The organism is Pseudoxanthomonas dokdonensis (assembly GCF_001431405.1).
GTDB lineage: Bacteria > Pseudomonadota > Gammaproteobacteria > Xanthomonadales > Xanthomonadaceae > Pseudoxanthomonas_A > Pseudoxanthomonas_A dokdonensis.
Genome location: NZ_LDJL01000009.1, coordinates 1 through 25,433, shown reverse-complemented (window position 1 = coordinate 25,433; position 25,433 = coordinate 1). Strand labels below are relative to the sequence as shown.

Genomic DNA, 25,433 nt, shown 5'->3' with positions numbered 1-25,433 from the left:
GCCCTGTTCATGCCCGTCGTCCGAATAGCCGCTATATTCACCCGGTTAACGTCTTCGTCACGCCGAACAGGAGTACCGCACCGATGCAACGTGCCACTCTGTTGCTCATTCTCTGCTGCAGCGCCGGGCCTGCCCTTGCGCAGAATGGCCGTGGCGTGGGCATTGTCGCGGTGACCGCGGATCACACCCCCTGCGATGACGCCGCCGATGCACGCGGCAAGCCGGCCCCGGCCGTGGCCATCCCGCGCAATCGCACACCGGGGTTGGCCGGCGCCAGCGCCAAGGCGGCGGCCAAGTCATCGTTGCCAACAGCCAGTGGTGTCTCGCACGGCGGTGGCGGCGATGACGTCGACGCGACCCTGCAGCGTCCGCGCAGCCCGAAATGGCACAGCTTCCTGCCAGGCATGTTCCGCTGAGCCAGCGGGCGCCGCGGCTACAGTCCCGGCGGCAATGAAATCTGGAAGCGCGCCCCGCCCAGTTCCGGCGAACGGCTGACGCTCAGTTCACCGCGATAATCCTTGACCACGTCCTGCACGGTCGCCAGACCGATGCCATGGCCATGCACGCGCTCGTCGCCGCGCACGCCGCGTTGCAGGATGTGGCTGATGTCGGCGTCGGCGATACCGGGACCGTCATCGTCCACGGTCAGCAGCAGGCCGGGGCGACGATTGGGAATCGCAGGGCCCGACTTGATGGTCAGCAGCACCCGCGACCTGGCCCACTTGAAGGCGTTCTCCAGCAGGTTGCCGAGCAGCTCCAGCAAATCGCCCTGTTCGCCGTAGAAGCGTGCCGACGGGTCGATGTCGAATTCGCACAGTACGCCCTTGGCTGCGTACAGCTTTTCCAGGCCCTGGACGATTTCCTCGGCGTTGGGTTCGATCACCACCGGCGCCGCGAACAGCTTGTGTCCGCGAGAGGCCGCACGCGCCAGCTGGTACGAGACCAGGTTGTTCATCCGCCGCAGCTGGGTGTCCAGTTCGTTGCGCAGATCCTGGGCACTGGTTCCACTGTCGAGCTGGGTGCGCAGCACCGCCAGCGGCGTCTTCAGGCTGTGCGCGAGATCGGCCAGGGTGTTGCGCTGGCGCTCGAGGTTCTCGCGCTCGCTCTCGATGAACGCGTTGATGCTGTCGGTCAGCGGCTCCAGCTCACGCGGATGCTTTTCGCTCATCCGTTCGGCTTCGCCGCGCTGGACCCGGGTCAGCTCGTCGATCACCCGTCGCAGCGGCCGCAGGCTCCAGCGCAGCACGTACATCTGCAGCAGCAGCAGGATCACGCCGGCGCTGCCCAGGTAGACCCACAGCGCACCCCGGAACACCCGGATCTGCGCGCTCAGGGTGGTGGCGTCCTCCATCACGTAGATGGTGTACGGGAACTCTTCTTCCGAATCGCGCTTGGTGTAGACATAACCGGTGCCGTAGCGATACAGCTCGCCATCGCTGCCATCGGCATGGCGATAGCTGATCGGTCCGTCAAACGAATATTCCAGCGGCCCCAGCATCGCCGAAGCCGGCAGCACCGGGCCCAGCGTGGAGTTGGAACTCCAGGTGTTGTTGGGCATCACCACCTGCGCGTACAGGCCGCTGTCGGGCATGCTGAACTGCGGATGCGGATCGCTGTAGGGCGGGATCAGATTGCCGCTGCGGCCAAAGTCGATTTCCTCGGTGTACTTCAGCGCGTAGGCCTTCAGCCGCTGCTGCAGGTTGTCTTCGGCGGTCGCCACGAAGGCCTTGTCCAGCGCGTAGCCGGCCAAGGCCAGGAAGGCCACCAGACCCAGGCTGGCGGCCAGCAACTGACGGACGCGCAACGAACGCGGGCGGAAACCTTCAAAGGGTTTCCGCCCGTCGGGGGACTGCTTGCGGGCGGGCTTGCCCAGAGGCATCAGCCCTCGTTGCTGCGCGGAATCGCGAAGCGGTAGCCGCGGCCGCGGACGGTTTCGATTGGCTTGAGTTCGCTATCCGGATCCAGCTTCTTGCGCAGGCGGCCGATGAAGACTTCCAGCACGTTGGAGTCGCGATCAAAATCCTGCTGGTAGATGTGCTCGGTCAGATCCGCCTTCGACACAAGCTCGCCGGCGTGCATCATCAGGTATTCGAGCACCTTGTATTCGTAGCTGGTCAAGTCGACGTTGCCGCCGTTGACGCTGACCGTCTGTGCAGCCAGATCCAGTGCGACCGGGCCGCATTCCAGGGTCGGCTTGCTCCAGCCGGCGGCGCGCCGCAGCAGTGCGTTGACCCGGGCCAGCAACTCTTCGACATGGAACGGCTTGACCAGATAATCGTCGGCGCCCTGCTTGAGGCCTTCGACCTTGTCCTGCCAGCTGGAGCGGGCGGTCAGGATCAGCACCGGGAATTTCTTGCCCTCGTCACGCAGGGCCTTGATCAGTTCCATGCCGGACATCTTCGGCAGGCCGAGATCGATGATGCCGACGTCGAAGGGGACTTCGCGGCCCATGTACAGGCCTTCTTCACCGTCCTGGGCCGCATCCACGGCAAAACCTTCACGCTTGAGGCGAGCCGCCAGTGTTTCACGCAGGGGGGCTTCGTCTTCGACCAACAGGATACGCATGGACTCTCCTTGGGGATGCGGGCGGCGTCAGCCGCGGCGCTTACGTGGTAATTCTACGTAAGACTACGGGTTGGAAGGGTTATCACCGCGTGCAGGTGCCGGCTGTGGTTGCGGACGGGCCGCCTGTGAGGTGACCCGCTGGCGGGGACCGACGGCGTCGTCCATGTAGCGGACCCGGCCGCGATCATCGACGTACTTGATGCGATTGATGTCGCGGCCTTCGAACGGCACCCGCTCGGCGCTCAGCACGCGGCCACGTTCGCGCTGGACCCGGCGCACCGAGTCGGACAGCGAATCATGACGGGCGCTGGGCATGGAAGCGCGGGCCTGGGCCATGGATTCCGGCGCCGGCAGCTGCTGCGCAGCGGCCACCGCGACTACGCCGAGGCCGGCAAGCGCAGCCATCAGGGCAACGGAAACAGTTTGGATCGAGCGTAAAAATCGCATAACGGAATCGTAAAGGATCTGTGCAGTCCAAACTGAACGGAAGCACAAATCCCTGCCTCGGGATGGAACAAGAGTCTTGTCGCTGGGCAGTGAATTGGGTCTGAACTTATCCACAGGTCCGCAGCGCTCGTTCAGCTTGCGGATTCGCTCGTCGATGCCCGCGCCGACTCGCTGTGAAGCCGCTGCGCGGCCAGGTCGGTGGCTTCGATGGCCTGCTCGATCAGGCGCCAGTCGGCGTCCGCGCGATGGGCGCCCGCGCTGAGGATCTGGCGGAACATGCGGCCCCCGGGCTGGCCATGGAACAGGCCCAGCACATGCCGGGCCATGTGCTTCAGGGCGACGCCTTTGTCCAGCTGCGATTGCACGTAGGGCTGGAACGCACGCAGCAGGTCAGCGCGTGAGCGCAGCGGCTGCTGCCACAGCGCCGCATCGACCTGATGCAGCACGTACGGCTCGTGATAGGCGACCCGGCCCAGCATCACCCCGTCGCTGTGGCACAGGTGCTCGTGCACCGCTTCCGGCGTGGTGATGCCACCGTTGACCGCGATATCCAGCTGCGGCCGCTCACGCTTGAGCTGGTAGGCCCATTCGTAGCGCAGCGGCGGCACTTCGCGGTTTTCCTTCGGCGACAGACCCTGCAGCCACGCCTTGCGCGCATGCACGAAGAAGGTACGGCAGCCGGTCGCGGCCACCTGATCGACGAAATCGCGGAAGGCGCCGTAGTCTTCCTGCTCATCCACCCCCAGCCGGCATTTGACTGTCACCGGGATCGCCACCGCCGCAAGCATCGCCGCGATGCAGTCGGCGACCAGCGCCGGCTCCTTCATCAGGCAGGCGCCAAAGCGGCCAGCCTGGACCCGATCCGACGGGCAGCCGACGTTGAGGTTGACCTCGTCGTAGCCCCATTGCTCGGCAATCCGGCTGGCTTCGGCCAGATCCGCCGGATCACTGCCGCCCAGCTGCAGCGCGACCGGATGCTCGCTGGCATCAAACCCCAACAGCCGATCACGGTCGCCATGGATCACCGCCTGCGCATGCACCATCTCGGTATACAAGCGCGCATGTGGCGCCAGCAGCCGGTGGAAAACCCGGCAGTGGCTGTCGGTCCAGTCCATCATCGGGGCGACCGACAGGGTGAGCGCGTCGTGGGCGTGGTTCAAAGGCATGCGGGACTGGAATCGTTTATCGGCAAAAGTCTGAAACAGGAATGCCGTGGCAAGGTGGCGGCTTGCTGGCGGTGGCTGCAACCAGCAGGTATCGCTGGCGGCGATGCCGGCGTCGCGCCGTGCACTGGCGGCTGTCAGCAGTGCCATTGTAACGGCCCGTCCAAGTGGCAGATCGCGGGCACAGGCTCGCGGGCGGTGGCAGTTCAGTCTGACCGCCGCCAAGGTGGCACTACCCGCGGCCGTGGATTCAGGCCAATCTGTCACGCCACCACGCGCTCGCCCGTCCTTGCCACATGAGCGACAGTCCTTCCACCACCGCAGATACTTTTGAAAACCACCGCCCGCGCCTTTTCGCGCTGGCATACCGGCTGCTGGGCAGCCGCAACGACGCCGAAGATGTCGTGCAGGAGGCATGGCTGCGCTGGCACCGCGCCGATCAGTCGGTCATCCGTGACCTGCAGGCATGGCTGGTCACCACCACCACCCGACTTGGGATCGACCGCCTGCGTCTGGCGCGCAACGAGCGCGAGGCCTATCCGGGGCCTTGGCTGCCGGAGCCGTTGACCGTCGATGAGGCCGGCCCCGAACATCAGGCCGATCTCGCCAGCCGCATTTCACTGGCCTTCCTGACCTTGCTGGAAAAGTTGCCAGCGGAGCAGCGTTCGGCGTTGCTGCTCAAGGAAGCATTTGATTACGACTACGCGCAGATTGCCGAGATACTCGGTACCAGCGACAGCAACTGCCGGCAGATGGTGCACCGGGCCCGCGCCCGGCTGCAGCAGGACAAACCGCGTTTTGACGTCGATGCACGCCAGCATCGCGCATTGCTGGAGCGCTTCATGCAGGCCGTGCAGGCCGGTGACCGCGCGTCACTGACCGCCTTGCTGGCAACCAACGCACAACTGCTGTCCGATGGCGGTGGCAAGGTCACTGCGGTGCTGCGTCCACTGCACGGCGCCGACCGGATTGCGCGGCTGTACTGGGCGGTGGCGCGACGCAGCGGCACGGACGTCAGTTTCCGCCTCGGCCAGGTTAATGGCGAGCTGGCGTTGTTGCGCCTGCACGGCGGCCAGCTGCACTCGCTGTCGACCATCGGCATCGATGGTCATGGCCGCATCTGCCAGGTGTTGTCGGTTCTCAATCCGGACAAGCTGGCCGCAGCCAACCGATTGCGCGCTTCGAGCTGAAAACTGTCACGCGGCGCGGCGCTGCTCCGTCTACTTGATGCAACGGCCATGTCGGCCGACTTCGAGGAAAGCAGATGAACACCGATAACCCCATCGACTACAGCAAGCACGCTCCGCAGGCATTCAATCATCTCCTGCAGCTGAGCCAGCAACTGCATCAGGGTCCGCTGGACCCGACCCTGACTGAACTTGTGTCCTTGCGGGTGTCACAGATCAATGGCTGCGTCTACTGCCTGGACATGCACAGCACCCTGCTGCGCAAGGCCGGCCAGTCACAGCGCAAGCTGGATACCTTGCCGGGGTGGCGCGAGAGTCCGTTGTTCGATGCCCGTGAGCGCGCCGCGTTGCAATGGGCGGAAGCACTGAGCACGCTGGCGTTTTCACATCTGCCTGGGGATGCACTGGCCGCCGCGCGCGAACATTTCGATGAGCGCGAGCTCTCGGAGCTGACCTTCGTGGTGGTGTCGATCACCGCCTGGAACATCCTCAACGTCGGCCTCGGCAAGGCGCTTCCCGGGTCCTGACCGCGCTGGCGCGCTGGCGTTCGACCCACGCGCTTTTCAGCGCTTGACGTCCACTCCGCCGTCGGCCAGGAAAGCGTCGACGTCGGCCATGCCCATCCAGTTGAAGTCGCCGGGCACCGAATGCTTGAGGCAGCCGGCGGCGACGCCGAACTGCAGCGCCTGCTCGACCGGCATGCCTTCGATCGCGCCATGCAATACGCCGGCGGCGAAGGCGTCGCCGGTGCCTATGCGATCAATGACGCCGGCCAGGGTGTAGCGGCGGGTCTGCAGCAGACGACCGTCGCGCAATGCGGTGATGCCAGCCAGGCTCTGCTGCTGCACGCTGTCGGAGTCGCGGATGGTGGCCGTCATCTGGCTCAGATGGGGGAACGCCTCGAACGCCGCACGCGCGCCAGCGGCGAAGCGTTGTTCGGCGGTGTCTTCGCGCACCTCGTGGCCCAGCACCACTTGCATGTCGCGATGACTGGCGAACAGCAGGTCGGCCTCGGCCATGATCGCGCGCAGCAGGCGCGGTGCGTCACCGGCCCAGCTCTGCCACAAGCTGGGCCGGTAGTTGCCGTCGAACGACACCTTGCAACCGGCCTGGCGCGCGGCCCGCATCGCCTCCAGCACGGCATTGGCGGACACCTCGCCCAGCGCCGGGGTGATGCCGGAAACATGCAGCCAGTCGCTGCCGGCGCACAACGCCGGCCAGTCATGGCGACCACCACCGGCCCGTACGAAGGCAGAATCCGCACGGTCGTACAGCACTTCACTGGGACGATGCAGGGCGCCGGTGGTCAGGAAGTACAGGCCCATCCGTCCGGGCACCGATTGCACGTCCGAGACATCGACGCCATGCCGGCGCAGTTCGCCCAGCGCGGCATGGCCCAGGGCGTTGTCGGCCACCGCGCCGACCATGCGTGCGGCATGGCCGAAGCGGGCCATCGACACCGCCACGTTGGCTTCGGCACCGCCGACGTGTACGTCCAGGGTCGGCGTTTGCAGCAGCAGTTGCTGGCCCGGTGCGCCAAGCCGCAACAGCAGTTCGCCAAAGCAGATGATTTTTCCCGACATGGTGGTTCCGGAAGCTAGCTGGATGGGTTGGAAGATAATCGAACAGCGCCCGTGCAATCAGTCGAGCGCGCGGTAGCGGAACTGACGGAACTGCACCTTGCCGTTGCCCGCGGCGTAGATCGAGGGCTTCAGGGCAAGGAACTTGCCGGCCACGTTGTGATGGTAGCCGGAGACTTCCATCTGCACCGGATACTTGCTCCAGGTCTTGCCGTCGCGACTGGTGTGGAAGGTCACGATGTGGCGGTCGTTGCGGACCCGTATCCACAGGCGGCCGCCCTTGCTGCTCGGCGCCAGCGTGGTCGGCCGTTCCTCGCCATAGCGATGCATGATGAAGTCCTCGCCGTTGCTGCCGACACCGACGTACAGGCGGTCGCTGTAGAACAGCAGTGCGCCGCCCTGGGCGCCTGGCTCGATGTCCATCTGCACCTCGAACTGGTAACCGGTATCGCCGGCAATGACCTGCAGCGGTGAACTGTCGCGCGGGGCACTGCCCTTGCCCTGCAGGGTCAGCACGCCATCGCCGAACTGCAGGCGGTCATACTCATCCGGCGCCGGCGAATAGAACGCCCACTGCGGGCCGAGCTTGCCGCCGCTGAAGTCATCCGACAGCGGCATGCCGTGTTCAACGGTGCTGCCGCTGGGCTTTTTCAACGGCTTGCCGAGGTCGCCGCCCTTGGCCACGAACCAGCCATCGTCGGTCCATTCGACCGGATCCAGCAGCGCCTGCCGGCCGAGGGTCCAGAAGCCGTTTTCATAGCCGTGGTACATCATCCACCAGCGGCCGTCGGTGCCCTCGACCAGCGTCGCATGGCCACGCGACCACCACGGCTCGCTGGCCGAGCGGGTGCGGGTGATCGGGTTGTTGGGGGCGTTCTGCCAGGGGCCGTGGATCGAGCGCGAGCGCGCGGTGATGACCATATGCCCGGTCGGCGGTCCGGCGGTGCCGCCGACCGCGGTGGTCATGTAGAACCAGTCGCCGTGGCGGGTGATCTTCGGACCTTCCTGCGCGTAGGCCTCGACGTCCCAGCTCTCCGGGTAGTGCCAGCCGTCGTAGACATGCCTGGGCTCGCCTACCACGCTCAGGCCATCGTCGGCCAGTTGCACGTAGTCACCGCCGCTCAGGAACAGATAACGCTTGCCGTCCTCGCCGACCGCATGGCCGGGATCGATGTAGCGCGACAGGCCGAGATTGATCGGTTCGCTCCAGGGCCCGTTGATGTCATCGGCCCAGACCACGAAATTGCTGCGTTCGGTGCCTTCGCCGCGGCGCGCGGGAAAGTAGATGTAATAGCGCCCCTGGTACTTGACCAGATCCGGTGCCCAGATCGAACCGACGTTGCGGCTGATGCCGTGGCCGACCGGCTGCCAGTTGACCAGATCCCGTGAATGCCAGATCGGCAGGCCCGGATAGGCATCGAAGGACGACAGGGTCATGTAGTAATCGTCGCCGTCCTTGAGCACCGACGGATCCGGGTGATCCCCGGCCAGTACCGGGTTCAGGAATGTGCCATCGCCGAGGTCGGCCTTGCGCTGGTTCTCGATGCCGCGTTTCCAGCTCTGCCTGACCTCGGTCTGGGCGACGCTGGTGGTGCTGGTCGCGGCGAAGGTGACGGCCAGCAATGCCGCAAGGATCAATCGGGACTTCATCGGACCTCCTCATTTGGATTCCTGCCCGCGCAACCGCATCGCGACGCTTGTCGCCGGGCGGTGCATCGGGCGGATTTTTGAAATTTCGCGAACGGCACCAGACGATGCCAGCGTGTTGCGCCGGCTATGCGCGGTCGGTCGCGATTTGTTGCACTGCCCATCGACAGCGGCTTGTCGCCTTGTATATGGTAAACCGGTGTCATCTGGCAATGTGCAGCGCATCATCGGATGCCTGCCATGCCCTCGCATCCAGCCTGGAGGGGCGTCAATGCATTACCGAAAACGTAGGCCTGCTGCCGGATTCAACCGGCAGGTGGCCTCGCGGACGCTGGCATGGCTGGCGCTGGCGATCAGCCTGTCAGCCGGCGTCCAGGCTGCCGCCGAAACCGTTGCCAGCGAAACTCCGACCGAAGCCGCCAGCCGCATTCCACTGTGGCCAGACGGGTTGGCTCCCGCTGACGTCGCCCTGGCCGATGCCCAGCGCATCGTCGAACGCAGCCGCGATCCATCGTTGCCGGACCGGGCGATGACCCGCATCAGCCAGCCGTACCTGGTCGTCTATCGTCCCGCCAGCCCCAATGGCGCTGCCTTGCTGGTCACGCCCGGCGGCGGCTATGCCCGCGTGGTGCTGGACAAGGAAGGCAGTGCGCTGGTGCCGGCATTCGTCGATCACGGTGGCTACACCTTGTTCGTCCTTCGTTACCGGTTGCCGGGCGAAGGGCATCCGCAGGCGGCTGACGTGCCACTGGCCGATGCGCAACGCGCCATGCGCCTGGTGCGCGCACATGCCGCCGAGTTTGCGATCGACCCACGGCGGATCGGAGTGATGGGGTTCTCCGCTGGCGGCCATGTTGCTGCCAGCCTGGCCACGCGCTTCGACGAATCCGTGTATCCGGCCGTGGATGACAGCGATGCGTTGTCGGCGCGACCGGACCTGCAACTGCTGATCTATCCGGTGATCGGCATGGATCCGTCGATCGCCCATCCCGGCTCGCGCACGCAGTTGCTCGGCAACCATCCGGATGCAGCACAGGAAAGCCGGTATTCACCGCAACGACACGTGGGCAGGCAAACGCCGCCAGCGTTTCTGTTGCATGCACAGGACGACGAGGTGGTACCGGTTGCCAACACCCAGGCGTATCTGCAGGCGTTGCTGCAGGCACAGGTGCCAGTGGAAGCGCACATTTTCCCGGTCGGCGGCCACGGCTTCGGCGTGCGCGGGATTGCCGACTCACCGCTGCGGGCCTGGCCACGCTTGGCGATGGATTGGATGCAGTGGCAATTCCAGCAGAACACCAAGACTGATACGGGAGCAGCACGATGACCGATCCAAACATGCCTGGGCGACGCCGCTTCCTGCGTAATGCCGCATTGGGCGGCATGGCCGTGGCCAGTGCACCCTGGCTGGCCGGTGGATCGCCCGCACGCGCCGGCACGCACGAAAGCGAAATGCCCTTGCTGATGACACGCAGCGGCCAGCTGCGCGGTTATCGCGAACGCGGTATCCATGTGTTCAAGGGCATTCCCTACGGTGCCGACACCGCCAGCCGCCGTTTCCAGCCAGCACTGCCGGAGCAGCCGTGGCAGGGCGTGCGCGACGCGCTCCAGTACGGGCCAGCCGCGCCGCAATCTAAATCCGCGGAAACCACCAGCGAAGATTGCCTGTACCTCAATGCGTGGACGCCGGCACTGGGCGATGGTGGCAAGCGACCGATCCTGATCTACATCCACGGCGGCGGCTTCAACAATGGTTCCGGCAGCGACCCGCTGTATGACGGCGTCAACCTATGCCGGCGCGGCGACGTGGTGGTGGTGACGCTCAACCATCGCCTCAATGTATTCGGCTACCTGTATCTGGCGCGTCTTGGCGATGCCTCGTTCGCGCAGTCGGGCAACGTCGGTCAGCTGGACCTGGTGCAGGCACTGCAATGGGTGCAGCAGCATGCGCAGCAGCTGGGCGGCGATGCCGGCAACGTCACCGTGTTCGGCCAGTCCGGCGGTGGCGCCAAGATTGCCACGCTGATGGCGATGCCTGCCGCGCGCGGCCTGTTCCATCGCGCCTGGACCATGAGCGGACAGCAGGTCACCGCCTGCGGCCCGCGCGCGGCCACCCAGCGCAGCCTGTTGTTCCTCGACGAACTGGGAATCACGCCCGATCAGCTTGGCACCCTGCGGACGCTGCCGGTGGACCGTCTGTTGCAGGCCGCGCGCGTGCGCGACCCGTCGCGGATCGAGGACAGCAGCCTGTATGTCGGACCAGTGCTGGACGGCAGCGTGTTGCCGGTACATCCGTTCTGGCCGACCGCGCCGCAACAGTCCGCGCATATCCCGATGGTGATCGGCAACACCCACGACGAGACGCGCGCCTTTCTCGGCAATGATCCACACAACTTCGAATTGAGCTGGGATGAAGTACCGGCCAAACTGGAACGGCAGCAGTATGTGGATCTGCTGCCCGAACAGGTGATCGCCGAGTACCGGCGCATGTATCCGCATTATTCACCGTCAGACGTATTCTTCGCTGCCACCACCGCCGGTCGCTCGTGGCGCGGCGCGGTCGAGGAAGCCGAGGCCCGCGCCCGCCAGGATGCACCGACCTGGGCCTATCAGCTGGATTGGGGCTCGCCACTTGATGGTGGCAGGTTCGGCGCCTTCCACACGCTGGATATCCCGCTGGTGTTCGACAACATCCACCAGCCAGGCTCGCGCACCGGTGATGGCGCCGACGCGCAGCGGATGGCCGACAGCATGAGCGAAACCCTGCTGGCGTTCGCCCGCAATGGCGATCCCAACCATTCCGGCCTGCCGGACTGGCAGCAGTATCGGCTGCAGCAGCGGCAGACCCTGCTGTTCGACACCCCCTGCCAACTGGCCAGCGACCCGCGGGGTGGCGAGCGGCGGCTGTACCAGCAGGCACCGTTCATCCAACGCGGCACCTTCTGAACCTGATCGAGGAGTCTCCATGCGCCTGTCGTTTGCCCACGCCATCGCCGGTTTGCTGCTGTCATTCGCCTGCACCGCGCAGGCGGCAACCGAGCCCACCACGCGTCCAGCACCGACGCCGATCAAGGCCAGCAAGATCATCCTGGTCGGCGACTCCACCACCGCCGTCCAGGGCGGCTGGGGACCGTCATTCTGTGCCCGCCACGTGACCTCGTTCGTGGCCTGCCTCAATCTGGCCCGTGGTGGCCGCAGCAGCTACAGCTATCGCGCCGAAGGTTCCTGGGACATCGCATTGGCGGAGATGGCCACGCCGGGCTACCAGCACACCTGGGTGCTGCTGCAGTTCGGCCATAACGATCAGCCCGGCAAGCCCGGGCGCTCGACCGACCTGCAGACCGAGTTCCCGGCCAACCTGCGCCGCTATGTGCAGCAGGTCCGCGACGCCGGAGCCACGCCAGTGCTGGTCACGCCGTTGACCCGGCGCCAGTTCGAGGACGGCCAGCTCAAGGATGATCTGGCACCGTGGGTGGAGGTGGTACGCGAGGTCGCCGCGCAGATGCAGGTGCCGTTGCTGGATTTGAACGCGCGCAGCCGCCAGCTTATCCAGGGCATGGGGCCGGTACTGTCGATGGCGACGGCGCAACGCCCGCCAGCACCGGCACAGGTGGTTGCCGCGCAGGCAGGCACCAGCATCGACATGGCCAAGGGCAACGTGGCCAGCGAAGTCGACGACCGCGCCGGCAGCAGCCGGCAGCCGATGGCGCAACCGAAATTGTCTTTCGACTACACCCACCTTGGCCCTGAAGGCGCGGACCTGTTTGCCGCGATCATTGCCGACGAGCTGGCGCAGCAGGTGCCTGCCCTGCGGCCGTTGCTGTACCCATGACGCACGGGAGTTTGCCTGCATGATCCGCAACCATCGGGATGGTCCGCGCCGGCGCCTGCAAGCCAGCAGCGCCGTGCTGCATTCGGCGTTGCTGATGACCTTGCCGTTGCTTCAGGCCTGCTCGGCAGTGGCGCCGACACCAACCACCGCGTCCATGCAGCAGCCGGCGCATGCACCCTTGCCGAAGGAAACCGCATTCGCGGTCGCCGCCAATGCCAGCTCCCCGGTCGGCGACGAAATCACCGCACGCATCGTCGCCAGCGTCGACGGATTGGCCCTGGTCGATCACCACGGCCTGCCATCGATACGGATCGCCACTGCGCATTCGACCGCCGTGGTCAGCCTGTTCGGCGGCCAGCTGCTGTCTTTCACGCCCGAGGGCGGCACCGATGCGCTGTGGCTGTCGCCGGATACGTTGCCGCCACCGCAGCCGACCCGTGGCGGATCGCCGGTTATCTGGCCGTATTTCTCACGCCAGGGACAAACCGACGCCCTGCCCGCGCATGGTCTGGTCAGGACCTTGCCGTGGACGTTGCTGGAGGCCAGTCGCGACCGGCAAGGCAACATCGAGCTGCTGCTGGCGCCGCCCGCGCTGGATGGCTTGCCGCTGCAACTGCGGATGCGATTGCATGTCGGCCGCAGTCTGCGCCAGCAGTTGATCACGACCAACATCAGTGCTTCGCCGGTGATATTCACCGAAGCGCTGCACAACTATCTGCGGGTCGGCGATGTCAGCCGGGTGCAGGTCGAAGGTGTCGATGGCACGGTGTACCGCAACAAGGGCGAGCCGTATTCGATGGCGCGGGCACAGCACGGGACATTGGCGCTGGCAGCGTTCGCCGACAGCGGCATCGACCGCATTTACCGTCGCACCGATGGCCAGTACCAGTTGCTTGATCCTTCCCTGCAACGCCGCATCAGCCTGCGCACCACAGGCAGCAACAGCCTGGTGACCTGGAACGCCGGACGTGGCGCGGAAACCCGCAGCCAGGATATCGGGCCCGGCTGGCGCCACTATCTGTGCCTGGAAACCGCCAACGTCGGCCAGGATGTAGTGACGCTGGCGCCGGGCGCCCGGCATGTGATGGGCCAGCAGATCAGCGTCGAGCCGCTCTGATCATCGCGGCGGCCGCTGCGTGGACAGGCCACGACAATGTCCTCATTGACGACCGCCGGCCGTCTTACGGTACCGGCGCCACGTTGTTGCGGCGGGTGATCTCGGCGACCTCGCCTTCGCTGATCACCCGCACCTGCAGCGGCTGTTGCTTGAACGTCCTCGGCAGCGCCAGGCTGACTTTGGCGGTACGCGGTTGCAGGTCCAGCGGTGCTTCCAGGGCCGGCACCGCCGCGCGTGCGAACTCATTGCCGTCGCGGTCTTCCAGCACCACCACCGAGGCCGGCGCGGCGACGTGGCCAAGGCTGTGCACGGTGACATCGACACGACCATCCACCCGTTCGATATCGCCGCGGCCGATGCCGAGATCGGCGCGTTGTTCGACCGGCGTGGACGGCTGCAGCAGTTCGAACTCGATGACCGTGTTGACGCCGGCGGCGAACGCGACCTCGATGTCGGCACTCTTTTCGAAGTCGAATTCGCGCTGCTCGGCCTTGCCGTCGATGCGGCCATCACCATCGCGATCGATGCCACTACGCATGCGCCAGCGGCCGGCGCTGACATTCCAGCCGGTCATGCTGGCGTGCTGGATCTTGCCGCTGCCGTTGTAGGCGATCACGGTAAAGCGGTCCGGGCGCGGCCTGGGCAGCAGCAGCGCGACCTGCAGTGCGGCTTCCGGTTGCTGGAAGCGCCAGCTCACGGTGTGCCCCGGATAGGTCTGGTTGCGTTTGAGCGCTACCCCACCCAGGCGTGCCCTTTGCAGGTTGACGGTGGGCGATTCGACCCGGTCCGACCACCAGTGGCCTTCGGTGTTCATGTAGAAGGTCTTCAGCTTGTCGCGGGTTTCGGCCTTGAACAAGGTCGCCAGATAGGACATATCACCGGTGTTTTCCCAGGCCACGTAATGCGGAAAATCGGTGGAGCTGTCGCCGGCCCTGCGTGCCACTTCGGTCAGGGTCGCGCCCCAGCTGTCACGCTTGCCGAGTGCATCGAGGAAATTCTCGTTGAGGTTGGACAGGCCGTTCGGCCCGCTGCCGGCAACCCGGTAATCGAATACCTTCAGATAGCGATCATCACCGCTCCAGCGCCATGCCGCCCAGAACGTGTGGAAGGTGTCGGCGCCGCCGCTGCCATCCCACAGTTCACCACCGCGGGTTTCGCCGGTCTGCCAGTTGATCTCATTGGGCAGCGCCCATTGGCCGTTGTCCTTCTGGTACGCATGCGCCAGATAGCCGTCGGCCAGGCCGGTGATGATGCGACGGCTGTTGGGATCGGCGTTGTAGCCGCCGAGCAGCAGCGCCGGGTGCAGGACCGGGAACGAATACGGCTTCTGCCATTGCCAGTTGGGCTCGCGATAGACCTTGCGACCGCCGTACCAGTTGCTGGCGAACAGCAGATCGCCATGCGGATTGACCTGGATGATGCGATCAAACGCCTTGACCGTCCGCATCAGGCGCTCGACCGTCAGCGGATCGCCCCAGTTGAGGTACAGCATCGCGCTGTTGATGTTGATGCCTTCCTCGTAGGCGTGCAGTTCATCGGTTTCTATCGTCGACAGGCCGTCGGTGAACATGCCGTTGCGGTAGTTGGCGTCGGAAAGGGCGGTCAGGGACTGTTTCAGCTTGTCCGGGTCCACGCCCATCAGCGCCACCCCCGGCCACTGCTGGGTCAGGTCCGAATCATCGGAGATACCGCCACCAAAGTCGCCATATTCAACCTGGCGCTGGTCAATCCACCAGTTGATGTAGCGGCGGGTGGCCTTGAGGTCCTCGAGCTGCCAGAACGCCCATGCCGGCATCCCGGCGGGTACCTGCGGCAACGCCACCGGCAGTGCCGACTGGTTGCCATAGCTGATGTCGTCCCAGTACTCGCGGCCCAGCGCGTTGTCCGGGTCCACCCGCAGCAGATCATGGATGTCGGCGGCCAGGCGCTGGTACAGCCGCTGGCGTTTTGACGTGGTGTGTTCCTCGACCAGGAAGCCCCAGTTGTCCTTGACCTGGTTGAAGCGGTCGGCGACATGTTCGGCCAACGCCTGCGCACGCGGCTTGAACACCAGCCGGATGCCGGTGCCGTCCAGGGTGGTGGCGTTGAACTGATCGTTGGCCGAGGCGATGCTCAGCATCAGGCTGTGCTCGTCCAGCAGCCGGTCACGCAGGTCCAGCCACAGCGTGCGTGGCTGGTTGGCTGGCACCGATACCGAGACATCGATCATGTCGCGCGCTGGCCAGATCGGGTCCTTGACCCGGATGTTCAACGCAATCAGGCCGTCGGCGCCGGTCGGTAGATCCATCGCCGGCAACGTGATCGCGATGCCATCCAGTCCGTCATGCATGTTCTCCCAGCCATAGGCCCAGCTGCGCATCAGTGGCTGGTCCGCTGGCGCGTCGCCGAGCGTCGAAGGCACCAGCACATGCACGATCGGGCGCAAGGTCCCGGCCTGTGTCGACGGCGGCCTTGGCCGGGCCGGCGCCCGCTTGGGCAGCGCCACCACCGTGGACTGTTCGTCGGCCGGATAGCGCCCGTGGATGTACTCGCGCAATGGCGCCAGGTTGGCGTAGTCCGGCGCTATCGTCGATTGAACGGTGTAGTCGAGGGTGGCGGTGCCATCCGGCACGCTGCCGCTGTCGACGTTGTAGGCCCAGATTTCCTGGATCGGCGTTTCCTGGGCGATGTTGCTGAAGCGCAGGTGGCCACCGGTCCGGGTCTGGAACTGGTCAACGCTGCGCACGACACCCTGGGCGCGTTCAAACAACGGCTGCGCGGGCTGGCCCGGCTCCACCGTATAGCTGGCCTGGCCATAAGCCGCACCGCGTATCTCGATGCGGTTGAACGGTTCGTCGGGTAAATCCAGATCCAGTGCCTTGCCGCCTTCGACATAGACGTTCCAGTCAGGCAGTTCAAAATAATCGGTACGCCCCGGCAACCGCGAGCGGTTGTAGACGCCCGGCCAGGTGGTTTCGGCGATACCGTCGGTGCCCTTCCACATCCATTCCTTCAGGTCGCGGACATCGCTGAATTCGACCTTGCGGATGCGGGTGGTGCCTGCCTGCAGTGGCGGCGGTGCGCCGTTGTCCCAACCGTAGCGATGCAACCATGCCTGCCGACGCTGGCTGTCGCTGGCTGGCATGACTGCCGGCGGTGGTTGCTGCCGGGCCAGTGCGCGCACACCGGCATCGTCGAGCATGCGGTCGTAGATCTGTATTTCGTCGAAGTCGCTGCCACGCAGGAAGTTGTAGCGGCTCTGCACCTGGTGCGGCGAAACGATGCGCCCGGCCAGCCCGAACTGATCCAGACCAGCGTCGTAGTCGGCGCGGGTGTCCTGCCGGGCCACCTCACGTCCATCGACATACAGGCGCACGCCACGGGTTTCGTCCCAGGCGAACGCAACATGGGTCCACTTGCGCGGATCCGGCGGCGTGTCCATCGTGAACGACACCCGGGTCCGCGCCAGGTTGGCGTCGGTGACGAAGGCGTCGAAGCCGTGGCCGTTCCAGTCGATGCGCATCCAGGCCATGTCCCAGCTGCTGTGATCGGCATAGCCGACCCGGAAGATCACGAACGGCGCCTCGCCGACCGGGTAGCGCGAACGCCAGAAGAACGACAGCGTGCCGCGTTGTGCATAGATGTTGCCGGGCGCATTCCATGACAGCACACCGTCGTCCGCCCATTCGATGGCCTGGCCGCTGGCGCCGTCGGCGACCAGCGATACCTTGTCGCGGAAATTGGGCACCGCGTCACCAGCGGCGACATCGGCATCGAAGCCGTGGTCCGCCGATACCCGGAACAGTTGCCGCGGTGCATCGCCAGCGCCACTGGCGGCAAGCGCCGGCAGGCTTGCCGCCAGCAACAGCGCGGCACTGCACAAGCGCATGGCCTGCTGGCGCATGCCGCAACCGCGGAGACTCAACAACAAACGGGTCATTCTGTTTCCTTGGGCGGTACGCCGGCAATCGGTGGAAAATACGGGCAGCGGCACGATAGCGGTCCCGGCCCGACCCCGCATGTGGAATCAGGCATGGGGTGGCGGCACCATGATGCTGAAGGTGCCGCCGTCGGCTCAGAAGCGATAGCGCACGCCGACCTTGTAGACCCGGCCGGTGTGATCCCATTCGTAACGACGCAGGGTGGCCAGATCGGTCCAGCGGTCCTGGTAGTCGTCGGTCAGGTTGAGCGCTTCGAAGGTCAGATCCAGATGCTCGTTGATCTTGTAGCCCGCCGACACATCCAGGTTGAAGGTATCGCCGTAGCCTTCGAAACGATTGTTGGTACCGCTGGTCCCGGTCAGATAGTCGTCGCGATAGGCCACCGACGCGCGCGCGTTGAAGCGGTCGTTCTCGTAATAGACGGTGGCGTTGTACGACTTGTTGGACAGGCCGAACAGACGCTCGGTGACGATTTCATCGCCGAAGGTATAGTCCACATCCGAGTCGACCCAGGTGTAGTTGCCGAGGATGCCCATGTTCCGCAGCACCGGCACCCCGTCCAGCCACAGGGACAGGGGCACCTGGAAGCCCAGCTCGGCGCCCTTGAGCGAGCCACCGGGACCGTTGTCGATCGAGGAAATCGTCCACGGGCGGCCTTCCGGATCCTGCTCGGCCGGTGACGTCGGTACCAGCAGCGACAGCGGCAGGCCGGTCGATGCGTAGGTACCGGTGCGTTCGGTGCTGATCGGGCGTGAAGCGATGTCCTTGTAGAAGATCGCCAGCGACAGGATCGAGCCTTCGGCGAAGTACCACTCCAGCGAGGTGTCGTAAGCCTTGGCCCGGGTCGGGTCCAGATAGGGATTCTGGTAGGAGACACGATAGTTGAAGCTGTCGACGCTACCGCCCGGCGATACGCTGCCAAGGCCGGGACGCGTCATCACCTTCGACGCGGACGCGCGCCACAGCAGGTCCGGGGTGATGTTGAAGGCCATGTTGAACGAGGGCAGCGTGTCCGAGTAATACGGACGGTCGATGGTCACGTAGCTGCCGGAGTTGTAGCCGCTGGACGTCTGCTCGGTGCGCACGTAGCGCACGCCGACGTCGAAGCGCAGGTCATGGCCGCCGATATCCTTGTAGCCATTCAACTGCACGTAGACGCCCTTGTCCTTTTCCTCGACGCTGCGGATGTTGCCCTGGTCCTGGCGCAACGGCTGGTTGGCCAGGTCGATGTACTCGCGCCATGCGTCGAGGTTGGGAATCACCCAGCTGGTGGTGCTGCCGGCGCCGGTATCGTCGTCGAAGTGATAGACCTGCGACAGGTCATCGGTGGCGGGGATGCCGTAATAATCGTCGGTTCCGTCGCCGTCGGGATCGCAATCGTAGAGGCCGGCTGCGCAGACGCCGGTATCGCGGGTTCCACCCCAGGTCTGGAAGCGGAACCTGCGGTAGTTGACCCCGGCTTCCAGACCGTAATCGGTACTGAAGTTCCATTGGACGTCAGCGGCCAGGGTGTCGAACTTGTGGCTGGTGCTGCTGGGACGGTCACGGAACTCGGACATCTGGAACGCGGCCGGATTGGTCACGTCGCCGCCATTGAACGCCAGCACCGGGTTCTTGTCGTTGCTGTAGTCGTACAGGTAGCCGTTGTAGTCGCGATCGTCGTAGACGAAGGTGATCTCGTGCGGGAATTCCAGTTCGGATTTCGAGGTACCGGCCAGGAGGTGGCCAGTCAACGTGTCGGTGAATGCCTGTTCGATGTCCAGCGTGTACTGGTTGAACTCGGTGGTCCAGGCCTTCTCGAAGTTCTCGTTGCGGACCCAGGCGTTGTTGACCTCCATCATGTTGAGGTTGTTGGTCGCCGGATCCAGGGTGTAATCGAGCACATCCATGCCCTTTTCGTTGCCGCGGAACAGCACTTCGCCCCAGCGCTCGCTGCGCACCGCATCCAGCTTGGAATGCAGCACGTCGAACTTGATCCGGGTCGAATCGGTCGGCCGCACTTCCAGGCTGGCGGTCACGCCCAGGCGCTCGCGGTCAACCTGGATTTCGCCGTAGCGCGGAATGCGTGGATGGAAACCGTTGGCGACCTCGGCACAACCGGCATCGGTCGGATTGCTGGCGCAATCGACACCGCGTACCGAGCGGAACGCGGCCTGTTGCCAACGCACGGTGTTCTGGCCCATTTCGAAGGTAGTGTCGTCGGAATACGCGGCCGAAATCGACATCGCCCAGACGTCGTTGGGATCCTTGTAGGCGAACAGACCGGCCAGGCGCGGCGAGGTGTCGGAGGCAACGTCGTTGTACTGCGCCTGCGCCGAGACCAGAGCGGTGACGCCATCGGCGTAGCCGAACGGCGCGCCGGTGTTCAGATCCACCACCGCGCCCAGCGATCCTTCATCGAGCTTGGCTTCGGCGGTCTTGTGCACCACCACCGAATTGAACAGCTCGGAGGCGAACACGTTGTAATCGAAATCGCGGCCGCGATTGGGGCCGCCCTCGCCACCGGTCGCGGCAATGGCCTCGATGCCATTGATGCGAACCCGGGTGAAATCCCCGGACAGGCCGCGCACGGAAATGCTGCGCCCCTCGCCGGACTCGCGGGTGATGGTGATGCCGGGGATGCGCTGCAGCGATTCGGCGATGTTCTGGTCGGGGAAGTCGGCGATATCCTCGGCGACAATCGCATCAATGGCGCCGACGCTGTCACGCTTCAAGTCCAGTGCCCGTCCAAGGCTGGCGCGGTAGCCGACCACCTGCACACTGTCCAGATCGGTGGCTTCGGTAGCCGCGGATGGCTGCGGCGATGCAGGCGATGCGCTGCCAGCCGCCGTCGGCGATGGGGCGGCGGTGGTTTGCTGCGCCGCCGCGTTGGCGTGCACGATCGAGCCGATGGCCAAGGCCAGGAGCGAAGCCGACAACCGGCCGCGCCGTGGAGCGTTGTTTGATTCCCGCATTGGTTTCCCCTCCCAGGGCAGACATGAATGGCAGGTGCTCGTCCCTATTCCGCTCGCTTCGAGTCGAAATGACACCGCTGGTCAAAAACCTAACAGGAAGTTCCCGCTGACGCATTTTGCATTGCACAAGCCGATATCGATGCGGCTGCGATGACGGTCGCACTTTGACTGCCGGTGATGGCCGTGTTCGCCAGCAGGCAAATCGGCGGATGTCATCGCAGCTGCGCGTCGCTCGCGACTTCACATCGTTTGTTTGTAATGGCAGAGCACAGGTGGACCCGGTACCGCGGGCAATGCGTCTGGCGCCGCGCCCGTGATCGGCGTATTCGGCTGTTTTTCCGCACCTGCACGGTCTCATGCAGCAGCAAGCGGGGTCATCCGGACAGAATGACGATCACGCAGCAGGCAACTCGCCTGGTGCGGCACAGCGCCGGCCACGCAGTCTGCGGTCACCCGATCGCCGCCGTCGAGACATTCCTGTTTGCCGATATCAGCCTGGCGGCGTCGCGCCCCGGAACAGGCCCTCATCGCGGGCAAAAATATTGTCCCGAGGACAAAAAAATAGTTGTTGTTGCTGCACTGCACACTCTGCTAGGTTGCCGCCTGACCAGCGGTGTCATTCGAACCGGCTGGCAACTGTCAGCAGCAATCCGACAACATTGTCTTAGTGCATAAATCAGCTGCCCCGAAGCAGCCATGTGCCCTTGAGGAGGGGAGAACATGCAAACTCGTACTACAGTTGGAAAGACACCGGTTACCATGCTGGCGCTTTCCATTGCCCTGGCCTTGCAGGCCAATGCAGTGGTCAAGGCCCAGGACAGCACCGCGCAGGATCCGGCGGTCACCACCCAGCCCGCCGATGCCAGCGTCGATACCCTGGACGCGGTCACCGTCACCGGCTATCGCGCCAGCGTTGAAAAGGCGCTCGACATCAAGCGTGGCGAAGCAGGCGTGGTCGACGCCATCGTCGCCGAGGATGTCGGCAAGTTCCCGGATCTGAACCTGGCCGAATCGCTGCAGCGCATTCCCGGCGTGGTGATCACCCGCGACGCCGGTGAAGGCCGCAACATCTCCGTGCGTGGCCTGGGGCCGGACTTCACCCGCGTGCGCATCGACGGCATGGAAGCGCTGTCCACGGTCGGCAGCACCGACCAGAACGGCGGCACCAACCGCAGCCGCGGCTTCGACTTCAACGTGTTCGCCTCGGACCTGTTCTCGCAGATGATCGTGCGCAAGACCGCGTCGGCCGAGGTCGAGGAAGGTTCGCTGGGTGCGACCGTCGACCTGCGCACCGCGCGTCCGTTCGACTATGACGGTTTCACCCTGGCCGCCAGTGGCCAGGTCGGCTACAGCGATTTCTCCGGCAAGGCGGATCCGCGCATGGCCGCGCTGATTTCCAACACCTGGGCCGATGGCACCTTCGGTGCACTGTTGTCGGTCGCCTATTCCGAACGCAACGCACTGGAAGAAGGCAGCGGCACCGGTCGCTGGGCCAATGGTTCAAGCAATGGTGGTTTCAATCCGGCATCGCCGTTCACCGATGCGTTCTCCGACGATGTCTACCATCCACGCTTTCCGCGCTACACCCAGATGGAGCACGAACAGAAGCGTACCGGCGTGACCGGTGCGTTGCAGTGGAAGCCCAGCGATCGCACCGAGTTCACCCTGGAAGGCCTCTATTCGAAGATCGACGCCGAGCGCGACGAACACTACATCGAAGCCATCTCCTTCAGCCGCAGTGGCGCCGGCAAGCCCAACACCATCGTCAACGATGGCTACATCGATCCGACCACCGGTGCATTGCTGTATGGCCAGTTCGACAACGTCGACGTGCGCGCCGAGAACCGCCACGACGAGTGGGCGACCGAGTTCGAGCAGATCAGCCTGGACGGCTCGCACGAGTTCAGCGACAGCTTCAAGATCAGCGGCAAGATCGGTACCTCGTCGTCCAAGCATGACAACCCGATCCAGACCACTATCATGATGGACAAGGTCGACGTCGGCGGCTACAGCTACGACTACCGCGGTGACAAGTACGCGCCGGTACTCGACTACGGCATCGATCCGGTGGACCCGAACGGCTGGAACCTGTCGACCATCCGCATGCGCCAGAACAAGGTCGAGAACGACTTCGACATCGGGCAGCTGGATTTCAGCTGGATCATCAGCTCCGGCTTCACCCTCAAGGGCGGCGTGCTGGCCAAGGATTACAGCTTCAGTTCGCAGGAATGGCGCCGCACAGAGAACGAAAGCATCGTACCGACCTTCGGCGATGGCACCACCCTGGTCCCGGTCAACATGACCGATCTGATCAGCCTGAAGGGGATTTCCGGTTCGCCCGGTACCTGGGTGACCCCGGATTTCGACGCCATCGCCGACCAGTTCAACATCTACAGCGGCGAAGGCTCGTTTGCACTCAGCCCATATGCGGCCAGCACCCGCAGCGTCGATGAAGAGGATCGCGGCGTCTACCTGCAGGGCGATTTCTCCACCGACCTGGGTTCGGTGCCGTTCTCGGGCAACTTCGGCGTGCGCTACGTCAAGACCAAGCAGTCCTCCACCGGCACCGCCACCGCCAGTGGCACGCCGGTACCGACCACGGTCGAGCGCGAGTACAGCGATACCCTGCCGTCGATGAACCTGGTTGCCGAACTGGCGCCTGACTTCCTGCTGCGCTTCGGTGCGGCCAAGGTCATGAGCCGTCCGGGGCTGGGCAGCCTGACCCCCGGCGTGACCGTCAGCGTCAGCGGCGGTGCCCGCACCGTCAGCGGTGGCAATCCCAACCTGGATCCGATCCGCGCCGACACCTACGACCTCAGCGCCGAATGGTATTTCCAGGAAGCCAGCCTGCTCAGCGTTGGCCTGTTCTTCAAGCAGATCGACAGCTTCGTCCAGACCACCCGCGTGGTGCAGCCGTACTCGGCCAGCGGCCTGCCGGCCAGCCTGCTCGACAACACCGATGCCACGGTCAACGATGACTTCGTGTTCTCGGTACCGGTCAACACCCCGGGCGGCGATCTGAAGGGCGTGGAAGCGAACTACGTGCAGACCTTCACCTTCCTGCCGGGTGCCTGGTCGAACCTGGGCCTGCAGCTGAACTACACCTACGTCGACTCGCAGATCCAGTACCTGACATCCAGCGGTGCGAATTCGTTGAACACCGATCTGACTGGCCTGTCCAAGCATTCGTGGAACGCGACTTTGTTCTACGAGGGCGAGCGCTTCTCCGGTCGCGTCTCGGCGACCAACCGCGACGACTACCTGATCCAGGTACCGGGCACCGAGAAGGGCTTCACCGAGGACGTGCATGGCCAGAGCGGTTCCACCTATGTCGACGCATCGTTGCGGCTGAAGTTGAGCGAACAGCTGGAAGTCAGCCTGGAAGGCATCAATCTGACCAACGAACCGTCGATGCAGACCTGGGTTGGCGCGGCCTCGCAGTTGCCGCTGGACTACAGCGAAACCGGCCGCCAGTACCTGATGGGCCTGCGCTACAAGTTCTGACGTTCTCTCCTGGCGGGTGCCCCACGCCCCGCCTTTTTATCCGCGACACCTCCCCCTGCTTCACGGTTGCACCGGTTCGCACGCCAGCCCTGCGCTGGCGTGCGCCCCCTTTCCCTGCCACAGGAACCGCAACGATGAGCACACCACGCAACGCCTGCCTGGCCGCCCTGGTCCTGGCATCGCTGTCTTTCGGCGCCAGCGCGCGCAATCTCCCCGACCTGGGTCGCGAAGTGCTGCCGGCCAATGATGGCTGGGCGTCACTGCCGACCGAACAACTGCCCCATGGGACCACCGGTGGTTCGGCCGCCGACGAGGCCCACGTATACACCGTGCGCAACCGCAATGAGCTGGTCGCCGCGCTCAACTTCCCCGACGCGACGCCGAAGATCATCCGCATCGCCGGGGTCATCGATGCCAACGTCGATGATGGCAACCAGCCACTGGGCTGCGACGACTATTCGCAGGGCACCGGCTACACCCTGCCGGCCTACCTGGCCGCGTATGACCCGGCGGTGTGGGGTCGCGAAGATCCGAGCGGCCCGCTGGAGGATGCACGCAAGGCTGCCGCCGCGGTCCAGCAGTTGCGGGTCCGGATCAAGATTCCGGCCAACACCACCATCGTCGGGGTTACCCGTGATGCCGGACTGCGCGGCGCCTGGCTGGATATCCGCAAGGACTCCAAGGGCACCCTGCCGATCAACGTCATCATCCGCAACCTGACCATCGCCGATACTTTCGATTGCTTCCCGGCCTGGGATCCGACCGATGGTTCGGAAGGCAACTGGAACTCGCTGTACGACGCCATCTCGGTGCGCAATGCCTCGCACGTGTGGATCAACCACAACACCCTGCTCGACGCGAACACCGCCGACGAGGACCAGCCGAGCTATTTCGGTCGCCTGTACCAGGTCCATGACGGCCTGATCGACGTCACCAACGAGTCGGACAACGTAACCATCTCCTGGAACCTGCTGGCCAATCACGACAAGGCGATGCTGTTCGGTTCGTCCGACAGCGCCAGCGCCGACCGCGGCAAGTTGCGGGTCACCCTGCACCACAATCTGTTCCATGATCTGGGCCAGCGCGTGCCGCGTGTCCGCTACGGCCAGGTGCACGCGTACAACAACCAGTACAGCCTGAGCCGCGCCGGTGCCGGCCACTACGGTTACAGCTGGGGACTGGGCATCGAGTCGCAGCTGGTCGCGCAGAACAACCACTTCCTGGTGCCTTCGGCGGTCACCGCGGATCTGTTCATGGAAACTTACAAGGGCACCGCCGCGCGCATCGAAGGCACCCTGCGCAATGGCGTGCTGCGCCGCGATCAGGTTGATGTGATCGCGCAGTTCAACGCGGTCAACGGCACCAGCATCGGCAACCAGGTCGATTGGACGCCAAGCCGTTATCCGCGCATCGATCCGACCTGGACAGTGCCGCTGACGGTGATCGCCGGTGCCGGAACACTCAAATAAGCCACTCAGATAAGCAAGGAGTCGTGCGGGCGGCGACAGCATGCTGTC

At 64.8% G+C, this 25,433-nt stretch carries 18 protein-coding genes; 10 read left to right on the top strand and 8 right to left on the bottom strand.

Annotation, left to right across the window (positions count from 1 at the left end; genetic code table 11):
* Positions 1 to 83 precede the first annotated feature (83 nt).
* Positions 84 to 416, top strand: coding sequence for a hypothetical protein (locus tag ABB29_RS08745; RefSeq protein ID WP_057658252.1), 333 nt, complete (start codon positions 84 to 86; stop codon positions 414 to 416).
* A gap of 17 nt (positions 417 to 433) precedes the next feature.
* Here the strand turns inward: ABB29_RS08745 and ABB29_RS08740 are convergent, their stop codons facing one another.
* From ABB29_RS08740 to dusA, 4 genes are all read right to left on the bottom strand, one after another.
* Positions 434 to 1,879, bottom strand: a complete 1,446-nt coding sequence (locus ABB29_RS08740; protein WP_057658251.1) for a sensor histidine kinase — start codon at positions 1,877 to 1,879, stop codon at positions 434 to 436.
* Positions 1,879 to 2,565 (bottom strand): response regulator transcription factor, encoded by a 687-nt coding sequence (locus ABB29_RS08735; RefSeq protein ID WP_057658250.1) that lies wholly within the window; start codon positions 2,563 to 2,565, stop codon positions 1,879 to 1,881. The genes ABB29_RS08740 and ABB29_RS08735 overlap by 1 nt, the downstream gene beginning before the upstream one ends.
* Positions 2,566 to 2,628: 63 nt before the next feature.
* Positions 2,629 to 2,970 carry a hypothetical protein gene (locus ABB29_RS16690; protein WP_245622593.1) on the bottom strand — a complete coding sequence of 114 codons (342 nt, stop codon included), beginning with the start codon at positions 2,968 to 2,970 and terminating at the stop codon, positions 2,629 to 2,631.
* Between the two features lie 173 nt (positions 2,971 to 3,143).
* A complete protein-coding gene (dusA, locus tag ABB29_RS08725; RefSeq protein ID WP_057658451.1) occupies positions 3,144 to 4,178 on the bottom strand; it encodes a tRNA dihydrouridine(20/20a) synthase DusA in 1,035 nt (344 codons plus the stop codon).
* Positions 4,179 to 4,471: 293 nt separating this feature from the next.
* On the opposite strand from dusA, the gene ABB29_RS08720 reads away from it, so the two are divergent.
* Together ABB29_RS08720 and ABB29_RS08715 are read left to right on the top strand one after the other, a co-directional pair.
* The gene (locus ABB29_RS08720; RefSeq protein ID WP_057658249.1) at positions 4,472 to 5,365 is read left to right on the top strand and encodes an RNA polymerase sigma-70 factor; all 894 of its coding nucleotides are present in this window, start codon (positions 4,472 to 4,474) and stop codon (positions 5,363 to 5,365) included.
* 74 nt (positions 5,366 to 5,439) lie between these two features.
* A complete protein-coding gene (locus ABB29_RS08715; protein ID WP_057658248.1) occupies positions 5,440 to 5,889 on the top strand; it encodes a carboxymuconolactone decarboxylase family protein in 450 nt (149 codons plus the stop codon).
* A 36-nt stretch (positions 5,890 to 5,925) separates the two neighbouring features.
* Here ABB29_RS08715 and ABB29_RS08710 read toward each other — a convergent pair whose 3' ends face one another.
* Together ABB29_RS08710 and ABB29_RS08705 are read right to left on the bottom strand one after the other, a co-directional pair.
* Entirely contained in the window at positions 5,926 to 6,945 is a 1,020-nt protein-coding gene (locus ABB29_RS08710; protein ID WP_057658247.1) for a sugar kinase, read from the bottom strand.
* Positions 6,946 to 7,002: 57 nt separating this feature from the next.
* Positions 7,003 to 8,592, bottom strand: coding sequence for a family 43 glycosylhydrolase (locus tag ABB29_RS08705; RefSeq protein WP_057658246.1), 1,590 nt, complete (start codon positions 8,590 to 8,592; stop codon positions 7,003 to 7,005).
* 268 nt (positions 8,593 to 8,860) lie between these two features.
* Between ABB29_RS08705 and ABB29_RS08700 the strand changes: the two genes are divergently transcribed.
* The 4 genes from ABB29_RS08700 to ABB29_RS08685 are packed head-to-tail and all read left to right on the top strand — an operon-like array spanning position 8,861 to position 13,538.
* Complete coding sequence (locus ABB29_RS08700) at positions 8,861 to 9,916, top strand: alpha/beta hydrolase (protein ID WP_083487701.1); 1,056 nt, start codon at positions 8,861 to 8,863, stop codon at positions 9,914 to 9,916.
* On the top strand, positions 9,913 to 11,535 hold the full coding sequence (locus ABB29_RS08695) for a carboxylesterase/lipase family protein (protein ID WP_057658245.1): 1,623 nt from the start codon (positions 9,913 to 9,915) through the stop codon (positions 11,533 to 11,535). The genes ABB29_RS08700 and ABB29_RS08695 overlap by 4 nt, the downstream gene beginning before the upstream one ends.
* A 19-nt stretch (positions 11,536 to 11,554) precedes the next feature.
* Positions 11,555 to 12,421, top strand: a complete 867-nt coding sequence (locus tag ABB29_RS08690; RefSeq protein WP_057658244.1) for a rhamnogalacturonan acetylesterase — start codon at positions 11,555 to 11,557, stop codon at positions 12,419 to 12,421.
* A 19-nt stretch (positions 12,422 to 12,440) separates the two neighbouring features.
* Positions 12,441 to 13,538, top strand: coding sequence for a D-hexose-6-phosphate mutarotase (locus ABB29_RS08685; protein WP_245622585.1), 1,098 nt, complete (start codon positions 12,441 to 12,443; stop codon positions 13,536 to 13,538).
* A gap of 64 nt (positions 13,539 to 13,602) precedes the next feature.
* Here the strand turns inward: ABB29_RS08685 and ABB29_RS08680 are convergent, their stop codons facing one another.
* Both ABB29_RS08680 and ABB29_RS08675 read right to left on the bottom strand, forming a co-directional pair.
* Positions 13,603 to 17,406: a LamG-like jellyroll fold domain-containing protein gene (locus ABB29_RS08680; protein WP_425414748.1), complete on the bottom strand. Its 3,804-nt coding sequence runs from the start codon at positions 17,404 to 17,406 to the stop codon at positions 13,603 to 13,605.
* 186 nt (positions 17,407 to 17,592) lie between these two features.
* Entirely contained in the window at positions 17,593 to 20,376 is a 2,784-nt protein-coding gene (locus ABB29_RS08675; RefSeq protein ID WP_057658243.1) for a TonB-dependent receptor, read from the bottom strand.
* Between the two features lie 423 nt (positions 20,377 to 20,799).
* On the opposite strand from ABB29_RS08675, the gene ABB29_RS16360 reads away from it, so the two are divergent.
* The 3 genes from ABB29_RS16360 to ABB29_RS08665 all read left to right on the top strand — a co-directional run bounded on the left by ABB29_RS16360 (position 20,800) and on the right by ABB29_RS08665 (position 25,385).
* Positions 20,800 to 21,087, top strand: coding sequence for a hypothetical protein (locus ABB29_RS16360; RefSeq protein WP_157062578.1), 288 nt, complete (start codon positions 20,800 to 20,802; stop codon positions 21,085 to 21,087).
* Between the two features lie 45 nt (positions 21,088 to 21,132).
* Positions 21,133 to 23,916 carry a TonB-dependent receptor gene (locus tag ABB29_RS08670; protein WP_057658242.1) on the top strand — a complete coding sequence of 928 codons (2,784 nt, stop codon included), beginning with the start codon at positions 21,133 to 21,135 and terminating at the stop codon, positions 23,914 to 23,916.
* Between the two features lie 134 nt (positions 23,917 to 24,050).
* Positions 24,051 to 25,385, top strand: coding sequence for a pectate lyase family protein (locus ABB29_RS08665; RefSeq protein WP_057658241.1), 1,335 nt, complete (start codon positions 24,051 to 24,053; stop codon positions 25,383 to 25,385).
* The last annotated feature ends 48 nt before the right edge of the window (positions 25,386 to 25,433 follow it).